Here is a 17,829-nt window from a genome sequence, read left to right on the forward strand (position 1 = left end):
CGGCGCGGTGGCCTGGACGGGCTCTCCACCGCCGGGGGACGGCACGTGGTCGCGGTGCTGCCCGGAGGGTGGCGACGTCATGGCCGGAGCCCTCCCGGCGCGGTGGCATGGACGGGCTCAGCGCCCGTCGGGGACGGCACGTGGTCGCGGTGCTGCCCGGAGGGTGGCGACGTCATGGCCGGAGCCCTCCCGGCGCGGTGGCATGGACGGGCTCACCGCCCGTCGGGGACGGCACGTGGTCGCGGTGCTGCCCGGAGGGTGGCGACGTCATGGCCGGAGCCCTCCCGGCGCGGTGGCGTGGACGGGCTCACCGCGAGTCGGGGACGCTCGGTGGCCGCGGTGCGGTCCGGAGGACCGCCGTGTCATCGCGTGCAGAGCTGGGCGCGCAGCGCCGCGACCGTGCCCTCGCGGTCGGCGGAGGAGGTGTAGCCCGCCGCCGCGCGGTGACCGCCACCGCCGAGGGCCATGGCCACCCGCGCGACGTCGGTGGCCCCCCGCGACCGCAGGGAGACCGACCACGACCCGTCGTCCTGGCCCTTCAGGACGCAGGCGACGTCGGCCTCCTCCGCGGAACGGACGACGTCGACGAGGGCTTCCAGTTGCTCCCCCGGCAGCCCGTGCTCGGCCGCCTCGGCGGTGCTGGACCAGGTCCAGACCAGACCGGCGCCGACCTCGGGCTCCAGCGCCGCCCGGCCGGCCACCACCGACAGGAGGCCGAGCCAGCCGAAGGGCGCGGTGTCGAACAGCCGGCGGCTGATGGCCGCGTGGTCGATCCCGGTGCCGAGCAGCCGGGCCGCGAACTCGTGGGTCTCCGGCCGAGTGCTGCCGAAGCGGAAGGAGCCCGTGTCGGCCGCGAGGCCGGCGTAGAGGCAGGTGGCCAGCTGCCGGTCGAGGGTCACGCCCAGCCCGTCGAGCAGGTCGGCGACCAGGGTGACGGTCGCGGGCGCCGTCGGATCGACCAGGCGCACCTGCCCGAAGCCGGGGTTGCTCGCGTGGTGGTCGACGACGACCGACGTCATCGCCCGGTCGAGCAGGCCGGCCAGCTCCCCCAGCCGGCCCGGTGACGCCGCGTCCAGGCTGACGAAGACGTCCGGGGACGACGGCACCGCGTCCGCCGGCACGAGACCGTCGGCACCGGGGATCCATCCCAGCGAGGCGGGCAGCGTGAACGGACCTGGGAAGGTGGCGAGCACGCGGGCGCCCCGCCGTCGCAGGCCCTCGGCGAGCGCCAGGGTGCTGCCCAGCGCATCGGCATCGGGCTGCACGTGACCGGAGAGCACGACGGTCGCGCGGGACTGCGCGGCCTCGGCCAGCACGGCGGCCGCCGATCGGGTGGCGGCCGCCAGATCGGCGGCCGGGCGCCCGTCGGAGGCGGGGCTCACGCGCCCGCGTCGGGGTCGGCCACCCGGCCGCCCTGGTGCTCGGTGATGTCGCCCCCGCCGACCGGGTAGCCGGGGCCACCGTCGTCGGGCTCGTCGGCGGCGATGCTGGGCACCTCCCCGATCTGACCGCGCTTGCCGCCGTCGGTCGGGTCGCCGGTGGCGGGCACGCGCCGCCCGCCCAGCACCGCCTCGCCCTGGCCCTCGTCGGGCTCGAACGGGTCGGGGTCGTTCTCGGTCACGGTGCGCTCCTCGTGGCGGCGGTGTCCTCGGAGGCGTCATCGGCGGGGTCGGACCCCGTCGTGTCGTCCTCGTCCTCGTCCTCGTCCTCGTCGTCCTCCGCCGGCTTCCGGTACGGGTCGGCCTCGCCGGCGTAGCTGGCACCCTCCCGGGCCCGGGCCAGCTCGGCGTCGGCGTGCCGGGCGCGCTCGAGCGCCTCCTCCAGCTCCCGGGCGGTGTCCGGGACGATGTCGGCCACGAACGTGAGCGACGGCACGAACTTGATGCCGGTCTGCCGGCCGACGGTGGAGCGCAGCACCCCGGTGGCGCTGGTCAGCGCCTTCGCCGAGTCGGCGATCTGGATGTCGTCCCCGTAGACCGTGTAGAAGACCGTGGCCTCCCGCAGGTCACTGGTCACCCGGGCGTCGGTGACCGTCACCATGCCCAGGCGGGGGTCCTTGATCTGGGACTCGATCGCGGCGGAGACGATCTGTCGGATGCGCACCGCGAGCTTGCGAGCGCGAGCCGGATCGGCCATCGGACCTCCAAGGTTCGTGGGTGGAGCGGCCCCGCTCCGGCGAGCGGGACGGGGGCGAGCGGTCCTCTTACTGGTCCTCGTCGCCGAAGAGCTGACGGTGGGTCGACAGCAGCGTCACCTCTGGCCGGTCGGCCAGCAACCGCTCGCACGCGTCGAGCACGTCGGTCACCTGTGCGGCCTCCCCCGCCACGGTTGCGACCCCGACCTGCACCCGGCGGTGCAGGTCCTGGTCGCCGACCTCGGCGGCGGCGACGGCGAAGCGGCGCCGCAGCTCGGCCACGATCGGGCGGACGATGGCGCGCTTGCCCTTGAGCGAGTGCACGTCGCCCAGCAGCAGGTCGGCGGTGAGCGTGCCGGTGAACACGCTCACCGCCTCCCTGCTGGATGGTGCTGGAACGGGTCCGGTCAGTCGCGCGGCTTCTCGCGCATCTCGAAGGTCTCGATCACGTCGTCGACCTTGATGTCGTTGAACGACCCCAGGCCGATACCGCACTCGTAGCCCTCGCGGACCTCGGTCGCGTCGTCCTTGAACCGGCGGAGGGACTCCACCGACAGGTTGTCGGCGACCACGGCACCGTCGCGGATGAGACGGGCCTTCGAGTTGCGGACGATCGTGCCGCTGCGGACCAGCGAACCGGCGACGTTGCCGATCTTCGGCACCCGGAAGACCTCGCGGACCTCCGCCGTGCCGAGCTGGACCTCCTCGTAGATGGGCTTGAGCATGCCCTTGAGCGCGGCCTCGATCTCGTCGATCGCCTGGTAGATGACCGTGTAGTACCGGACGTCCACCCCTTCGCGGTTGGCGAGCTCGGTGGCCTGGCCCTCGGCCCGGACGTTGAAGCCCAGGACGATGACGTCGTCGGCCAGCGCCAGGTCGATGTCGCTCTTGGTGATGCCACCGACGCCGCGGTGGATGACCCGGAGCGAGATCTCGTCGTCGACCTCGATCTTCATGAGCGCCTCTTCGAGCGCCTCGACGGTGCCCGAGTTGTCGCCCTTGATGATCAGGTTGAGCTGACGGGTCTCCTTGAGCGCCGCGTCGAGGTCCTCGAGGCTGATCCGCTTGCGCATCGAGGCGTTCTGCGCGTTGCGGATGCGGGCCTGACGACGATCGGCGATCTGCCGGGCGACGCGGTCCTCGTCGACGACGAGGAAGGTGTCGCCGGCACGCGGCACCGAGGTGAGGCCCACGACCTGCACGGGGCGGGCCGGCAGGGCCTCCTTCAGCTTGTTGCCGTGCTCGTCGAGCAGCGACCGGACGCGACCGTAGGCGTCGCCGGCCACGATCGAGTCGCCCTGGCGCAGCGTGCCGCGCTGGACGAGCACCGTGGCGACGGGCCCGCGGCCCTTGTCCAGCTTGCCTTCGATGACCACACCCTGCGGGTCCTGCTCGGTGTTCGCGCGCAGGTCGAGGGAGGCGTCGGCGGTCAGCAGCACCGCCGCGAGCAGGTCGTCGAGACCCTGCCGCGTGATGGCCGAGACGTCGACGAACATTGTCTCGCCGCCGTACTCCTCGGCGACCAGGCCGTACTCGGTGAGCTGCTGGCGGATCTTGGCGGGGTTGGCCCCCTCCTTGTCCACCTTGTTCACCGCGACCACGATCGGGACCTCGGCGGCCTGGGCGTGGTTGAGCGCCTCGACGGTCTGCGGCATGACGCCGTCGTCCGCCGCGACCACCAGGATGACGATGTCGGTGACCTTCGCACCGCGGGCACGCATCGCGGTGAACGACTCGTGACCCGGGGTGTCGATGAAGGTGACCGGACGCTCGTTGCCGTCCAGCTCGGTGACGACCTGGTAGGCGCCGATGTGCTGGGTGATGCCGCCGGCCTCGCGGGCCACGACGTTGGCGTCGCGGATCGCGTCGAGGAGCTTGGTCTTTCCGTGGTCGACGTGACCCATGACGGTCACGACCGGCGGACGGGCCGACCAGTCCTCCTCGTCGCCCTCCTCGTCACCGAAGGTGAGGTCGAAGGTCTCGAGGAGCTCGCGGTCCTCGTCCTCGGGGCTGACGACCTGGATGACCCAGCCGATCTCGGCGCCGAGCAGCTGCAGCGTCTCGTCGTTGACCGACTGCGTCGCGGTGACCATCTCGCCCAGGTGGAAGAGGGCGGTGACCAGCGCGGCCGGCTGGGCGTTGATCCGCTCGGCCAGGTCGGTCAGCGAGGCGCCACGGGGCAGCCGGACGGTCTGCCCGTTGCCACGCGGCAGGCTGACGCCGCCCATGCTTGGCGCCGCCATGGAGTCGAACTCCTGACGCCGCTGCTTCTTGCTCTTGCGGCCACGGACCGGCCCACGACCGCCGGGACGGCCGAAGGCACCGGCGGTGCCGGCACCCGAACCGCCACGGCCGCGACCACGGCCACCGCCGCCACCGCGGAAGCCACCACCGGCGGGCGCGCCGGCACCGGGGGCACCGCCGCCGCCACCGGGACGGAAGCCACCGCCACCGCCACCGCCGGGACCACCCGGACGGCCGCGGCCACCGGGACCACCGGGACCGCCACCGGGGCGACCGCCACCGGCGGGCCGGCCGGGCATCATGCCCGGGGACGGGCGCTGCGGCATCATGCCCGGGTTCGGGCGCGGGCCACCGGGGCCCGCGGCCGGACGCGGGCCACCGGCACCGGGACCGGGACGGGGACCACCGGGTCCGGCCGGACGGGGACCACCGGCGCCGGGCGCCGGGCGGGGACCGCCGGTACCGGGCGCGGGACGGCCACCCGCCGCCGGACCGGGACGCGGGCCACCGGCCGCGGGGGCCGGCCGGGGGGCGCTGCTGAAGGGGTTGTTACCGGGTCGCGGCGCCGGCCGCGGGCCGGGACGCGGACCACCGGGCGCACCACCGCCGGCCGGGCCCGGACGGGGACCGGCCGGACGCGGAGCGGCCGGCTGCTGCGGCGGAGCCGCCGGGGCCTGTGCGGCCGGGGCGACGGGAGCCGGAGCCTCCGGAGCGGCAGCCGGCTGCCGGGGACCCGGGCGCGGCCCGGGAGCCGCGGGGCGGGCCGGTGCCGACGGAGCGGCGGCGGCTGGTGCGGAGGGCGCGGCGGGAGCCGCCGGAGCCGCGGGCTTCGGGGCGGGCGCACTGGGACGGGGGGCGGCCGGCGCGGCGGCGCCGTTCCCGCCCGTCGCGGCGCCGAGTGCCTCACGGAGCCGCCGGGCCACGGGGGCCTCGACGGTGGAGGACGCGGACTTCACGAACTCGCCCTGCTCCTTGAGCGTGGCGAGCACGGTCTTGCTGTCGACACCGAACTCCTTGGCGAGTTCGTGTACGCGGGCTTTGCCTGGCACGGGTCTCCTCTTTGTGAGGCCGGCGGCTTGCCCGCTCGACCTCGTCGTTAGTGGCGCATGGTCATCGTGAGAACTTCACGGCTGAGTCATCCGACGGTGTCCTGTCGACGTGCGGACCGGCCTGGTGCCGGCCCGACTGGGAACTGCTGGTGTTGCCCGATCCGGTTCCCTCCCCCGGCACCTCCGGGGAGGCGTCGAGCACGAAGGCCCGGAGCGGACCGACCTCCACGGGGGCGCTGGTGCGCAGCGCCCGCGGGAAGGCCCGGCGTCGCTCCGCTGCGCGCAGGCACTCCGCGGTGGGGTGCAGGGACGCACCCCGCCCGGGGAGCCGCCGGCGTGGATCGGGGACCAGGTCCCCGGCCACGACGACGACGCGCAGCAGATCGCTGACCGACGCCCGCTTCCGGCACCCCACGCAGGTGCGGACCGGATCCGACGTTTCGGCCACCCGCAACTCTAGCGCGTGGCCGGTCCGCGTTGTTCCGCGCGCCGTGGCCCGGACCGGGATCCACCCCCGGACGGGGCCGGTCGGCCCGCCTGGGCGCCGCCGCGCCCCCCGCCCGGGTGAGCCGGCAGGCCCGAGCGCAGCGGCGGACGGCCCACCCCCGGGGAGGGGGTTGCGTCGGCGTCGTCGGCCTGCGCATCGCTGCGGATGTCGATCCGGCAGCCGGTGAGCCGGGCCGCGAGGCGGGCGTTCTGCCCCTCCTTGCCGATCGCGAGCGACAGCTGGTAGTCCGGGACCACGACCCGCACGGCCTTGGCCTGGGGGTCGACGAGCTGCGCGCCGGAGACGCGGGCCGGGCTCAGCGCCGAGGCCACGAAGGACGCCGGGTCGTCGGACCAGTCGACGATGTCGATCTTCTCGCCGTGCAGCTCGCTCATCACGTTGCGCACCCGCTGGCCCATCGGCCCGATGCACGAGCCCTTGGCGTTCAGCCCGGGCACCGAGGTGCGGACGGCGATCTTCGAGCGGTGGCCCGCCTCGCGGGCGACCGCCACGATCTCGACGCTGCCGTCGGCGATCTCCGGGACCTCGAGGGCGAACAGCTTGCGCACCAGGTTGGGATGCGTGCGGGAGACGGTCACCTGCGGACCCCGGAACGTGCGGGACACCGCCACCACGTAGGCCTTGATCCGGCTGCCGTGGGCGTAGCTCTCACCGGGCACCTGCTCCGCCGACGGGAGCACCGCCTCGACCTTGCCGATGTCGATCATCACGATGCCGCTGGCGTTGCGCCGCTGGTCGGCCTGGACGATCCCGCTGACGATGTCGCCCTCCTTGCCGACGTACTCGCCGAAGGTCTGCTCGTGCTCGGCGTCGCGCAGCCGCTGGACGATGACCTGCTTGGCGGTGCTCGCGGCGATCCGGCCGAAGTCGGTGGGGGTGTCGTCCCACTCCCGCACGACCTCGCCGTCCGGGCCGAGCTCCTGGGCGAGGACGGCGACCTCCCCGCTCTTGCGGTCCACGTGCACCCGCACGTGCTTGGCCGCGCCGTCCGCGTGCCGGTAGGCGGTCACCAGCGCGGTCTCGAGGGCCTCGATCACCGTGTCGACCGGGATGCCCTTCTCCCGCTCGACCGCCTTCAGCGCGGTGACGTCGATGTTCACGTGTCTCCTCCGTCGTCGTCCGCGAGCCCGGCCCGGTCGGGGCCGTCGTGCTCGGCGGCGTCGTCCTCTGCGCCGTCCTGCTCTGCGCTGTCGTCCAGTGCGCTGTCGTCCACTGCGCTGTCGTCGTCGGCCGGGTCGCCGGCCCGGGCGAACTCCACCTGCACCCGGCCCGCCCCGAGCTCGGCCCAGGGGACGAGGCGTGGCTGCGGCGGGCGCTTCTTCGCTCCCGGCTTCCCCTTCGCCTCGACGGCGAGGGTCACCCCCTGACCGTCCACCGCGGTCACCCGCCCGGTCAGCTGCTCGCTGGCGCCGGCAGGGCCGACGGCCACGACCACCAGGCGGCCGGTGTTGCGCCGCCAGTGGCGCTCGTCGGTGAGCGGCCGGTCCACTCCCGGGCTGGTCACCTCGAGCACGTACGGCGTCCGTCCCATGCCGTCGTCGTTGCGGTCCAGGACCTCCGAGACAGCGCGGCTGACCTCGGCGATGCCGTCCAGGGTCACGCCCTCGTCGCGGTCGACCACCACGCGCACGACGCTCCGCCGGCCGGCGGGGGTGACGACGAGCTCCTCCAGGTCGTACCCGGCCCCGGTCACCGCGGGCTCGATCCAGCCGGTCAGACGGGCCGTCGCCGGATCGCTGCGCTGGGTTCCGCGAGAGGCGGACACGCTTGCCTCCTCAGGCTCGGTCGGCCGCACGATGCGTGCGCACACCCCTGCGACCCGGCGCCGTGAACCTGCGTCGCGAACCGGACCCGGGATCGAGGGGAAGTGCCCAGGCTACCGTCCGCGCGGGCGGGCCGGCCCGGCGCGTGGCTCCCGGCGCACGGCCCGGCCGCCGGGGCAGGTGGGGCGCGTGTGGCGCCGCCGCTCACGTGCGGCGGCTCGGCACGCCCGACCCGCCGCGCGACCGGCTGGGGACGCCCTCGGCTGCGAGGATGGAGCGCGATGTCCTCTCCCCCGCTCCCCGGTCCGCGGACCTTCAGCCGCCGGACGCTGCTCGCGGTCTCCGCGGCCGGCCTCGCCGCCGCCGCGGCCGGGTGCACGTCCTCCCCACCGGAGGACGAGCGGAACGCGGTCACCAGCGAGCAGGCCGACGAGCTCGCCGCGCAGGTCGCCGTGCAGGAGACGCTGGTCCGGGCGTACGAGCTCGCCCTCGAGGCCGACCCGGCGCTGGCCGCGGCGACACCCGAGCTGGCCGACCAGGCCCGTGAGCAGCTCGACCGGCTGCAGGCCGCCGCCCCGGGCAGCACGCCCGAGGCCACCCCACCCCCGGACCTCCCCCCGCCCGGCCAGGGCCAGGCCTGGCTGCGGGCCCAGGTCGCCGTCGCCGCCACCTCGCACGCGACCGCGGCCCTGGCCCAGACCGGTGGCCGGGCCGCCCTGCTGGGCTCCGTCGCGGCCGGCCTGCGCGGTCACGAGGCCCGACTGGCATGAGGGAGAACGGTCATGGCTGACGACGGGACCACCTCCCTCGCCGACGAGAACACCGCGCTGGACGAGGCGCTGGCCGCCGAGCACGCCGCCGTCTGGGGGTACGGCGTGGTGGGCGCCGCGCTGCCGCCGGGCGAGCGCGCCGCCGCGGCCGCAGCGGAGGCCGTCCACCGCGACCTCCGGGACCGGCTCATCGCCCTGCTCGCCGAGCGGGGCGCGGAGCCGGCGCTGCCCGAGGCCGGCTACGCGCTGCCGTTCCCCGTCCTCTCCCCGGTCGATGCGGCCTCCCTGGCCGCCACCGTGGAGGAGGGCGGCGTCGCGGCGTGGCTGCGCGTCCTGGACCGCGCCGCGGAGCGGTCCAGCCGGGCGCTGGCGATGGAGGTGCTCGGCGCCGCCGAGGTCCGCGCGGTGGGCTGGCGGACCGCGGCCGGGCAGACCCCGGTCACCCGGGCCCTGCCCGGGCTGTGACATCGCCGCCCTCCGGGCGGCACCGCGGCCGGGCAGCGCCCCCGTCGGACGCTGAGCCCATCGGTCGACGCGTCGGGGAACCCTCCGGGTCCCCGCTCCGCGCCGACGGCGCTATGCGAGCGCGCCGAGGAAGGCGTCGGTCACGGCCACGGCGGCGCTGCTGGACTGGCCGCCCTCCACGAGGGTGGCGAAGGCGATGTCCCCCTGGGGCCCGCCCACCTGGTAGCCCATGAACCAGCCGTGGGAGTCCGGCGGCGTGTTGGTGCCGTACTCCGCCGTGCCGGTCTTGCCGTACACCTCGCCCCGGTCGGCCAGGGCGGTCGCGGTCCCCGACAGCACGACCTCGCGCATCATCGGCCGGAGCGCGTCGAGCACGCCCGCCGCGGGGCCGGCGGGCGCCGGTCCGGCGGGCTCACCGCCCACGACCTCGACCGGCGCGGCCGGCGTGCCGCTGGCGATACCGGCCGCCACGAGGGCGAGCTGGGCCGGGCTCATGAGGACCTGCCCCTGGCCGATGGCGTTCGCCGCCTTCGTCGTCCCGGTGCTGTCCCGGGGGACGCTGCCGCTGAAGACGTCGACGGGCAGGTTCCAGTCGGTGCCCACGCCGTAGGCGGCCGCCGCGTCGGCGAGCGCCGCGTCGGGCAGCTGCAGGCCCTGCTGGATGAAGGTGGTGTTGCACGACTGGGCGAAGGCCTCGGTGAAGGGCACCGTGCCGAGGTCGAACTGGTCCTGGTTCTCGAACTCCCGGCCCTCCACCGTCGTCGTCGCCGGGCAGGGGACGGCGGTCGACGGGGTGAGCCCGCCGGCGAGCAGGGCGGTCGCCGTCATGGTCTTCATGCTGGAACCGGGCGGGTACTGCCCGCGCAGCGCGTTGCCCGGGTCGGCGGCCTCGTTCGAGGCGACGGCGAGCAGCTCACCGGTGCCGGGCCGGACGACCACCAGGTGCGTGGGCCGCGTCTCGCCGGCCACGGCCGCGTCGGCGGCGTTCTGGATCGCCGGCACCAGCGGGGTCTGCACCGGCCGGCCGGCGACCGGCTCGACGGCGGCGATCTCCTGCCCGGTGTCGCCGGTGGCCGCGTCGGCGCTCACCGCCGACACCGTGTAGCCGGGGGTGCCGGTGAGCTGGTCCTGGTAGGCGCGCTGGAGCCCCGACAGCCCGAGCTGGTCGCCGGCGGCGTACCGGGGCTGCCCGTCCTCGGCGGTCTCCTCGATCAGCTCCGCCGTCGCCGGGCCGACCCGCCCCAGCAGCGCGGAGGCGAAGTCCGCCGTGGGTGCCAGCAGCCGCGTCTCGGTGGGGAACACCGCGCCGGGCAGGTCGTACACCTGGGCGCGGATCGCCTCGAAGGCGGGCCGGCGCAGGGTGATCACCGGCACGAACTGCCCGGCCGGAGCGGCCTGGACGTCGGCGACGATCGTCTGCGGGTCGACGCCCGTCGCCGCCCCCAGGGCCGCCGCGAGCGCCGGCAGGTCGGTGACCTGCCCGGTGTCGACCCCCACGTTGACCACCTCGGTCGGGGTGAACAGCGGCGCGCCGGCGGCGTCGGTGATCGGAGCCCGTTCCGGGAGGACGCGGGTGAGCTCGAGCCGCTGCCCCTCCGCCAGCTCCGGGTGGACCATCGCGGGCTCGGCGACGACCTCCCACGTGTCCTCCCCCTCCTGCAGCCGCAGCGTGCCCGGGTAGCTCCACTCCGGGGCCGCCGGGAGGTCCCAGCGGGCGGTCCAGCCGACGGTGGCGGCCTCGTCCTCGACGGTGACCTCGCCCAGGTCCGCGTCCAGGACGGCGCCGGGGAGGTCGGTGGCCGTCTGCTCGAGCAGCGCGGTGGCCGCGGCCGGGTCCGTGGTGGCCCCGGCGGCGGCCGCGGTCTCGCCCGCGGCCCAGTCGGCGAGGAATCCCTCCGCGGCGGCCCGGACGTCGTCCTCGCTGCTGCCCGAGCAGCCGGCCAGCAGGACCGGTGCGGTCAGGAGGAGGGAGGTCAGGAGAGCAGGGCCACGGGTCCGCACGCGCCCAGGTTCTCAGATCGGGGATCGGTTTCCCGGCATCCCCCGCGGTGCCGCGCGCGAGCCCCCGGGCGGGTCCCTCAGAACAGCACGCTGGCGAACTCGCCGACCTCCCGGAAACCGACGCGGCGGTACGCGGTGCGGGCACGGGTGTTGTAGTCGTTGACGTACAGGCTGACCACGGGGGCGATGACCGCGCGGGCGTACTCGACGACCGCGGCGGTGCAGGCGGTGCCGATGCCCCGGCCGCGCAGCGCGGGCGCCACCCAGACGCCCTGCACCTGGCAGGCACCGCGGCTGACCGCACCGATCTCGGCCTTGAACAGCACCCGGCCGTCCTCGATCCAGGCCAGCGACTGGCCGGCCCGCACCAGCTCGTCCACCCGCGCCCGGTAGCCGGCGCCGCCGTCGATGCGCAGCGGGCTGACGCCGACCTCCTCGGTGAACATGGCCACCGCGGCCGGCAGGAGCACCTCCAGCTGGTCCGGGGACACCGGACGCACCCGCGGCTCGGGCGCGACGGCCGGCGGGCCGTCGATGGCCATCAGCGGCTGCCGCGGCCGGTGGTCGCGGCAGGGACCCCAGGCCGGGGCGAGCAGCTCCCACAGCGGCCCGACGACGGCCGAGGGCCCCACGATCGTGGAGCAGCGCCGGCCGGCCCGTCGCGCCCGCTCGGCAAAGGCGACCGCGGCCGCCCGCTCGGCGCCGGGCGCGGCGAACGGGATGAGGTTCGCCCCGGCGAGGCAGACGGCGTCGAGCCGGTCGCCGTCGCCGACGCCCCACAGCGGTGCGCCGAGGGAGACCGGCGCCGTGCCCGCGACCTCGACCCGCCCGGCGATCACGCAGGCGCCGACCGGATCGGCGGCCAGCAGCCGCTGCACGGCCGGCTCGTCGGCCTCGTCCAGGATGCGGGCGGCCGGAGTGCGGAGCACGGGTCAGCTGACGGTGACGACCGGCGGCCCGGAGGGCTCACCGGCGGCCACCTGCTCACCCGCGATCTTCAGGGCCTCCTCGATCAGGGTCTCCACGATCTGCGACTCGGGCACGGTCTTGATGACCTCGCCCTTGACGAAGATCTGGCCCTTGCCGTTGCCGGAGGCGACGCCCAGGTCGGCCTCGCGGGCCTCCCCCGGGCCGTTGACGACGCAGCCCATGACGGCGACGCGCAGCGGCACCTCCATGCCCTCGAGCCCGGCGGTGACCTCGTCGGCGAGCTTGTAGACGTCGACCTGCGCCCGCCCGCAGGACGGGCAGCTGACGATCTCCAGGCCGCGCTGGCGCAGGTTCAGCGACTCCAGGATCTGGTTGCCGACCTTGACCTCCTCCGCCGGGGGGGCCGACAGGGAGACGCGGATGGTGTCGCCGATGCCCTGGGAGAGCAGGGCACCGAAGGCGACGGCGGACTTGATCGTGCCCTGGAACGCGGGGCCCGCCTCGGTGACGCCGAGGTGCAGCGGGTAGTCGCACTGGGCGGCCAGCAGCTCGTAGGCGCGCACCATGACCACCGGGTCGTTGTGCTTGACCGAGATCTTGATGTCGCGGAAGTCGTGCTCCTCGAACAGCGAGCACTCCCACAGCGCCGACTCGACCAGCGCCTCCGGCGTCGCCTTGCCGTACTTGGCCAGCAGGCGCTTGTCCAGCGAGCCGGCGTTGACGCCGATCCGGATCGGGATGCCGGCACCCTTGGCCGCCCGGGCGATCTCGCCCACCTTGTCGTCGAACTTCTTGATGTTGCCCGGGTTCACCCGCACGGCGGCGCAGCCGGCGTCGATCGCGGCGAAGACGTACCGGGGCTGGAAGTGGATGTCCGCGATCACCGGGATCTGCGACTTCTTCGCGATGATCGGCAGCGCCTCGGCGTCGTCGGTGTCGGGCACCGCGACCCGCACGATCTGGCAGCCGGACGCGGTCAGCTCGGCGATCTGCTGCAGCGTCGCGTTGATGTCCGCGGTCTTGGTCGTGCACATGGACTGCACGCTGACGGGGAAGTCGCTGCCGACTCCGACGCCGCCCACGTCCAGCTGACGGGTCTTCCGTCGCGGAGCGAGCACGGGCGGGGGCGCAGCGGGCATGCCGAGGCCGACGGGGATCGCCATGAGCCCAGTATCCCCCGCGGGACGACCGGTGCGGCTGACACGGCTGTGACGTGGGCGTCGTCCCGCTCGGCGTGTCCCCTGCTCACGGAGTCCGCGACCCCTGCGCGGCCCTACCGTCCCGCGCCATGAGCCTGGACCCCACCGGCGCGAACGTCGCGACGACCGCTCTCGTCGTCGTGCTGCTCTTCGCCGTCATGTACGTCATCGCCGGTAGCGGCCTGGGCCGCCTGATCGGCATCCGGCCCGAGTACCCGTTCCTGTTCAACCCGACGGGCATCCGGGCCATCAGCGTCGTGGTCGCCTACCCGGCGCTGCTGGTCGCCGTCTGGGGGCTGACGTTCGGGCTGGTCGCGCCGCACGTGGAGAGCGCCGGGCTGCCGTCGCAGGCCGGCTTCGCCGCCGCCGGCGGTGTCCTGGTGCTCACCGGAGCCCGCTTCGCCCGGTTCGTCACATTCCTGATCGGCGGCCGCACCGCCGTCGAGGGCGAGCTGCGGCCCGACGAGATCGTCCCCGTGGACGAGATCGGCGACGACGTCGACCTCGCGGCGGCCGCCGACGCCGCGCGCCGCGGCGAGTGGCAGCCCGCCGCCGCGCTCCTGGGCGCGACCGGGGACGTCGACGTCCGCAGCGACCGGATCCGCACGCTGACCGGGCTGTCCGTCCACGACGGCCAGTGGGTCGAGGAGTGGTTCGCCGCACGGCCGCAGGACCCGCAGGCCACCGCCGTCCGGGCCGAGCTCGCCGTCCAGCGGGCCTGGGCGGCGCGCGGGGCCGCCGACGCGGCACACACGCCGGACGACGCGGTCCGCGCGTTCTTCACCGGCCTGGACCAGGCGCAGCGGCTGGCCGAGAAGGCCATCGAGATGGCCCCGGACGACCCGATGCCGTGGGCCACCCTGGTCCAGATCGCCCGCGGGCAGCAGGTGCCGCAGGAGGAGTTCGAGCGCCGGGTGGACGGGTTGTTCGAGCGTGCTCCGTTCCACGTGTACGGGTCGCAGGTGGCCCTGCAGACGGTCTGCGCGAAGTGGCTCGGCGACACCGAGACCATGTTCGCCATGGCCCGCGACCTCGGCACCGGCGCCCCGGCCGGGTCGGCGACCTGCCTGCTCCCCCTGATCGCCCACATCGAGCGCCACCTCGAACTGGAGGCCGGGCGCGGCGGCCCCTCGCAGGCGCAGCGGCACATGACCGCCGGTGCGACCCGCACCGAGCTGCGGACGTGCGTGCAGCGGTGGCTGTCCGGGCCCGACGGCGGGCCGCGCCCGGGCGGTCGGCTGGAGGGGCACAACCTGGCCGCCTACGCCTTCTGGCTGGCCGACGACGCGGACTCGGCGCGTCCGCACCTCGAGGCGATCGGCCGCTCCGTCACCGAGTGGCCCTGGGGCTACTCGGGCGAACCGGGCGAAGTCCTCGGCGTCGCGCGGCGCTGGGCCGGGCTGCCCGTCGTGGCGCCCGTGGGCGCGTGGACGGCACGGCCGCGCGACCCCGAGCCGTTCAGCCCGGCCTGACCGGTCCTGGCCCGGCTCCCGCCCGGTCCCGGTAGGGCCCGGCCTCCTCCAGCAGCGCGGCGAGCACCACCTGCACCGCGCGCCGGGCGGCCTTGTCGGGGCGCGCGAGCGCCTCGACGATCCGCCCGGCGCGCAGGTCGGCCAGCGGCACCAGCGCCAGCCGCCCGGCGGCGCGGTCGCGGGTCGTGTGCCGTGGCAGCAGCGCGACGCCGTGCCCGCCGGCGACCAGCTTCTCCATCAACGGCAGGTGCGTGGTCCGTCGCACGACCCGCACCGGCTCCCCGGCCCGGGCGGCGATCGCCGTCAGCACCCGGTCGATGGGGAACCCCGCCGGCGGGGCGATCCACTGCTCGCCGATCACGTCGAGCGGGCGCACCCGGTCCCGCCGGGCCAGCGGGTGGTCCAGCGGCAGGGCGACGTCCAGCGGTTCCCGCAGCAGCGTCCGGACCTCGATCCCACCCCGGTCCGGGGGCAGCACGTCGTCGGACCGGTGCGCGACCACGATGTCGTAGCCCGCGGTGAGGGCCGCGAAGTCGTCCTGCGAGACGTCCTCGTCGTAGGTCTCGAGGGTGATCTGCGGAGCCGTGGCCAGCCGGTCGAGCAGCCCGGGGACCAGCAGCTCGCCGGCGGAGTGGAAGACCGCCAGACGCACGGTCCCGCCGGCCCCGCCGCGGTAACCCGCCCAGTCCGTCTCGGCCACGGCCAGGGCCGTCGCGACGCCGGCGGCGATGCCGGCGAGCGCCCGGCCGGCATCGGTCAGGCGGACGCCCCGGCCGGCCCGCTCGACCAGCGGCACCCCCACCCGCCGCTGCAGGACCTTCAGCTGCTGGGAGACCGCGGACGGCGTCCGTCCGGTGGCCCGGGCGGCGGCGGTCACGGACCCGTGCTCGGCGAGCTCCCGCAGCAGCAGGAGCTGCGCGGGGTCGACCCGCTCCCACAGCCCGGGGACGTCCATGCAGCGAACCTACAGAGACGATTCACGACATCGCGCTTGTCCTTCACGGACGGGGGGCCCAGGCTTCCCCGCGTGCCTCTGCGCGACCGCCTCCTCGCCTGCGTCGTCGCGGTGTGCTGGGGGCTCAACTTCCCGGCCACCGCGCTGGCGCTCGAGCAGTTCCCGCCGCTGTTCATGGTCGCCCTGCGGTTCGCCCTCGTGGGGCTGCCCGCGGTCCTGCTCATCCCCCGGCCGCCGGTACCCCTGCGCTGGCTGATCGGGGTGGGAACGGGCATCGGGATCCTGCAGTTCGCCTTCCTCTACGCCGGGATGGCCGCCGGCATGCCGAGCGGGCTGGCCTCCCTGGTGCTGCAGGCCTCGGCTCCGTTCACCGTGCTCATCGCCGGGTTCTGGCTGCACGAACGGCTGTCGGCGCGGCAGCTCGCCGGGGTCGGCCTGGCCGTCCTGGGCCTGGCCGCGATCGCGGTCCACCGGGCGCAGACCGCGGCCTGGCTGCCCGTCGTGCTCACCCTCTGCGGCGCCCTGGGCTGGGCGATCGGCAACGTCTGCAGCCGGCGGGCCCAGCCACCGAACGCCTTCCACCTGACGCTCTGGACGGCGGCGATCCCGCCGGTGCCGATGCTGGTGCTGGCGCTGGTGGTCGAGGGCCCGGACCGCATCGGGCGCTCGCTGTCGACCGCGTTCACGACGGCCGCGCTGCCGTCGGTGCTCGGCCTGCTCTACGTCGTCGTCGTCGCGACCCTGCTCGGCTACGGGATCTGGAACACGCTGCTGTCCCGCAACCCGTCGAACGTGGTGGCGCCGTTCTCCATGCTCGTGCCGGTGGTCGGCGTCCTCGCGTCGTGGCTGGCCTTCGGCGAGACGCTCGACCCGGTGGAGCTCGTCGCCGGTGGGTTCGTGGTGAGCGGCGTCCTCGTCGCCTCCCGGCCGGCCCGCCGCACATCGGCGCCGGCCGTGCCGGTCACCCAGCCAGCCTGACCGGGTTGACGACGTCCGCGATCAGCAGGAGCAGCGACAGCGCCAGGAACAACCCGGCCACGGCATAGGCCACCGGCATCAGCCGGGCGATGTCGAACGGACCCGGATCGGGCCGACCGCGCAGCCGGGCGACCGTGGAGCGGGCCTTCTCGTACAGGGCGCCGGCGACGTGCCCGCCGTCGAGGGGGTAGATCGGCAGCAGGTTGAACAGGAACAGGACCAGGTTCATCCCCGCGAGCAGCTGGATGAAGTAGCCGATCTTCTGCCCGGCGGAGAAGTCCTGGTACGCGAAGACCTCCCCGGAGATCCGGCTGACGCCGACCACGCCGATCGGGCCCAGCGGGTCCCGCTCCTCGCCGAGGAACGCGGCGCGGAACAGCTGCGGGACCCGCTCGGGGATCTCGACCAGCCGGTCGACGGAGCGGACGACGATGGTGCCGAGGTAGCCGGGCACCTCGGTCAGCGACTGGCGCACGTCCGGGGTGGCGGGCTGGATGCCGACGAAACCCACGGTCGTCGTCCGGGTGCCCTCCTCGTCCGCGTAGACCTGGTTCTCCGTCGGGGTGACGATGAGCTCGCGCTGCTGGCCGTCGCGCTCGACCCGGAAGACGACCGGCTCGCCGGCGCTGGTCCGGATCGTCTCCTGCACCTGCTCCCAGCCGACGTTCGTCTCCTGGGACACCGGCTCGCCGTCCAGGGCCAGGATCGTGTCGCCCGGTAGCAGCCCCGCCTGGGCTGCCGGGCTGCGCGCCGGCAGCGCACAGCCCGCGGTCCCGGCCTCGCAGCGCTGGCCCTCGGGCGTGATGGGGATGCCGCAGGCACCCTCCACGTCCGCCGTCGCCGCGCCGGCCGGCAGCACGCAGTCGGGCACCTGGGAGATCCGGGTGCTGATCTCCGGGACACCGAACCCCACGAGCACGACGGTGAAGAAGACCACCGCCAGCACCAGGTTGTGGAAGGGGCCGGCGAACATCACGATGACCCGCTGCCACCAGGGCTTCTTGTAGAAGACCCGGTCGGCGTCGGAGGGCAGCACGTCGTTCAGGGCCTGGCCGCGGACCTCGGCGATGAAGCTGCGCATGCGGGTCGCGCGCTTGCTCTCGCCCTCCTCGGCCGGCGGGATCATCCCGACGATGCGGATGTAGCCGCCGAGCGGGATCGCCTTGACGCCGTACTCGGTCTCGCCATGGCGCCGGGAGAAGACGGTCGGCCCGAAGCCCACCATGAACTGCGGCACCCGCATGCCGAACTTCCGCGCCCACCAGAAGTGGCCGGCCTCGTGGAAGGCGATGGAGAACATCAGGCCGAGGGCGAACAGGACGATCCCCAGGACCGTCAGCAGGATCCCGCTCAGCTCAGGC

The 17,829-nt window shown here is 75.1% G+C and carries 17 protein-coding genes and 1 pseudogene; 4 read left to right on the forward strand and 14 right to left on the reverse strand.

Going from position 1 to position 17,829, the window contains the following annotated elements:
- Positions 1-362 precede the first annotated feature (362 nt).
- The 9 genes and pseudogenes from BD833_RS20505 to rimP form a co-directional block, all read right to left on the reverse strand.
- Complete coding sequence (locus BD833_RS20505) at positions 363-1,382, reverse strand: DHH family phosphoesterase (RefSeq protein ID WP_166535017.1); 1,020 nt, start codon at positions 1,380-1,382, stop codon at positions 363-365.
- Positions 1,379-1,621 carry a hypothetical protein gene (locus BD833_RS20510; RefSeq protein WP_166535018.1) on the reverse strand — a complete coding sequence of 81 codons (243 nt, stop codon included), beginning with the start codon at positions 1,619-1,621 and terminating at the stop codon, positions 1,379-1,381. The genes BD833_RS20505 and BD833_RS20510 overlap by 4 nt, the downstream gene beginning before the upstream one ends.
- On the reverse strand, positions 1,618-2,136 hold the full coding sequence (rbfA, locus tag BD833_RS20515) for a 30S ribosome-binding factor RbfA (RefSeq protein WP_166535019.1): 519 nt from the start codon (positions 2,134-2,136) through the stop codon (positions 1,618-1,620). Before rbfA ends, BD833_RS20510 begins: the two co-directional genes overlap by 4 nt.
- Before the next feature lie 67 nt (positions 2,137-2,203).
- Positions 2,204-2,506 (reverse strand): DUF503 domain-containing protein, encoded by a 303-nt coding sequence (locus BD833_RS20520; protein WP_243737854.1) that lies wholly within the window; start codon positions 2,504-2,506, stop codon positions 2,204-2,206.
- Positions 2,507-2,541: 35 nt separating this feature from the next.
- Positions 2,542-4,377, reverse strand: coding sequence for a translation initiation factor IF-2 (gene infB / locus BD833_RS23120; RefSeq protein WP_243737857.1), 1,836 nt, complete (start codon positions 4,375-4,377; stop codon positions 2,542-2,544).
- Positions 4,378-5,283: 906 nt separating this feature from the next.
- Positions 5,284-5,427 (reverse strand): annotated as a pseudogene (locus tag BD833_RS23345) (translation initiation factor IF-2 N-terminal domain-containing protein); the annotation flags it as partial.
- A 61-nt stretch (positions 5,428-5,488) separates the two neighbouring features.
- Positions 5,489-5,875, reverse strand: a complete 387-nt coding sequence (locus BD833_RS23130; protein ID WP_341770624.1) for a YlxR family protein — start codon at positions 5,873-5,875, stop codon at positions 5,489-5,491.
- Positions 5,876-5,883: 8 nt separating this feature from the next.
- Positions 5,884-7,035: a transcription termination factor NusA gene (gene nusA, locus BD833_RS20535; RefSeq protein WP_166535021.1), complete on the reverse strand. Its 1,152-nt coding sequence runs from the start codon at positions 7,033-7,035 to the stop codon at positions 5,884-5,886.
- Positions 7,032-7,700 carry a ribosome maturation factor RimP gene (gene rimP, locus BD833_RS20540; protein ID WP_166535022.1) on the reverse strand — a complete coding sequence of 223 codons (669 nt, stop codon included), beginning with the start codon at positions 7,698-7,700 and terminating at the stop codon, positions 7,032-7,034. Before rimP ends, nusA begins: the two co-directional genes overlap by 4 nt.
- 279 nt (positions 7,701-7,979) lie before the next feature.
- Between rimP and BD833_RS20545 the strand changes: the two genes are divergently transcribed.
- On the forward strand, positions 7,980-8,468 hold the full coding sequence (locus tag BD833_RS20545) for a hypothetical protein (RefSeq protein WP_166535023.1): 489 nt from the start codon (positions 7,980-7,982) through the stop codon (positions 8,466-8,468).
- A 12-nt stretch (positions 8,469-8,480) separates the two neighbouring features.
- Positions 8,481-8,933: a ferritin-like domain-containing protein gene (locus BD833_RS20550; protein WP_166535024.1), complete on the forward strand. Its 453-nt coding sequence runs from the start codon at positions 8,481-8,483 to the stop codon at positions 8,931-8,933.
- A 111-nt stretch (positions 8,934-9,044) separates the two neighbouring features.
- Here the strand turns inward: BD833_RS20550 and BD833_RS20555 are convergent, their stop codons facing one another.
- The 3 genes from BD833_RS20555 to ispG form a co-directional block, all read right to left on the reverse strand.
- Positions 9,045-10,934, reverse strand: a complete 1,890-nt coding sequence (locus tag BD833_RS20555) for a penicillin-binding transpeptidase domain-containing protein (RefSeq protein ID WP_166535025.1) — start codon at positions 10,932-10,934, stop codon at positions 9,045-9,047.
- 77 nt (positions 10,935-11,011) lie between these two features.
- Positions 11,012-11,863: a GNAT family N-acetyltransferase gene (locus tag BD833_RS20560; RefSeq protein WP_166535026.1), complete on the reverse strand. Its 852-nt coding sequence runs from the start codon at positions 11,861-11,863 to the stop codon at positions 11,012-11,014.
- A 3-nt stretch (positions 11,864-11,866) separates the two neighbouring features.
- On the reverse strand, positions 11,867-13,027 hold the full coding sequence (gene ispG, locus BD833_RS20565; RefSeq protein WP_166535027.1) for a flavodoxin-dependent (E)-4-hydroxy-3-methylbut-2-enyl-diphosphate synthase: 1,161 nt from the start codon (positions 13,025-13,027) through the stop codon (positions 11,867-11,869).
- Positions 13,028-13,152: 125 nt separating this feature from the next.
- Here ispG and BD833_RS20570 point away from each other — a divergent pair, with 125 nt between their 5' ends.
- Positions 13,153-14,535: a hypothetical protein gene (locus tag BD833_RS20570; protein ID WP_166535028.1), complete on the forward strand. Its 1,383-nt coding sequence runs from the start codon at positions 13,153-13,155 to the stop codon at positions 14,533-14,535.
- Here BD833_RS20570 and BD833_RS20575 read toward each other — a convergent pair.
- Positions 14,522-15,490 (reverse strand): LysR family transcriptional regulator, encoded by a 969-nt coding sequence (locus BD833_RS20575; protein ID WP_166535029.1) that lies wholly within the window; start codon positions 15,488-15,490, stop codon positions 14,522-14,524. The two genes, BD833_RS20570 and BD833_RS20575, sit on opposite strands and share 14 nt — an antisense overlap.
- 72 nt (positions 15,491-15,562) lie before the next feature.
- Between BD833_RS20575 and BD833_RS20580 the strand changes: the two genes are divergently transcribed.
- A complete protein-coding gene (locus tag BD833_RS20580; protein ID WP_166535030.1) occupies positions 15,563-16,468 on the forward strand; it encodes an EamA family transporter in 906 nt (301 codons plus the stop codon).
- Here BD833_RS20580 and BD833_RS20585 read toward each other — a convergent pair.
- Entirely contained in the window at positions 16,452-17,822 is a 1,371-nt protein-coding gene (locus BD833_RS20585; RefSeq protein ID WP_341770625.1) for a M50 family metallopeptidase, read from the reverse strand. The genes BD833_RS20580 and BD833_RS20585 overlap by 17 nt on opposite strands.
- Between the last annotated feature and the right edge of the window lie 7 nt (positions 17,823-17,829).

Origin of the sequence: Blastococcus xanthinilyticus, from assembly GCF_008124835.1 — a bacterium.
Classification (GTDB): Bacteria; Actinomycetota; Actinomycetes; order Mycobacteriales; family Geodermatophilaceae; genus Blastococcus; species Blastococcus xanthinilyticus.

Coding starts and splice junctions, on each gene's coding strand:
- rbfA (WP_166535019.1), bottom strand. CDS start 2,136: ATGGCCGATCCGGCTCGCGCTCGCAAGCTCGCGGTGCGCATCCGACAG.
- infB (WP_243737857.1), bottom strand. CDS start 4,377: ATGGCGGCGCCAAGCATGGGCGGCGTCAGCCTGCCGCGTGGCAACGGG.
- BD833_RS20545 (WP_166535023.1), top strand. CDS start 7,980: ATGTCCTCTCCCCCGCTCCCCGGTCCGCGGACCTTCAGCCGCCGGACG.
- BD833_RS20550 (WP_166535024.1), top strand. CDS start 8,481: ATGGCTGACGACGGGACCACCTCCCTCGCCGACGAGAACACCGCGCTG.
- ispG (WP_166535027.1), bottom strand. CDS start 13,027: ATGGCGATCCCCGTCGGCCTCGGCATGCCCGCTGCGCCCCCGCCCGTG.
- BD833_RS20570 (WP_166535028.1), top strand. CDS start 13,153: ATGAGCCTGGACCCCACCGGCGCGAACGTCGCGACGACCGCTCTCGTC.
- BD833_RS20575 (WP_166535029.1), bottom strand. CDS start 15,490: ATGGACGTCCCCGGGCTGTGGGAGCGGGTCGACCCCGCGCAGCTCCTG.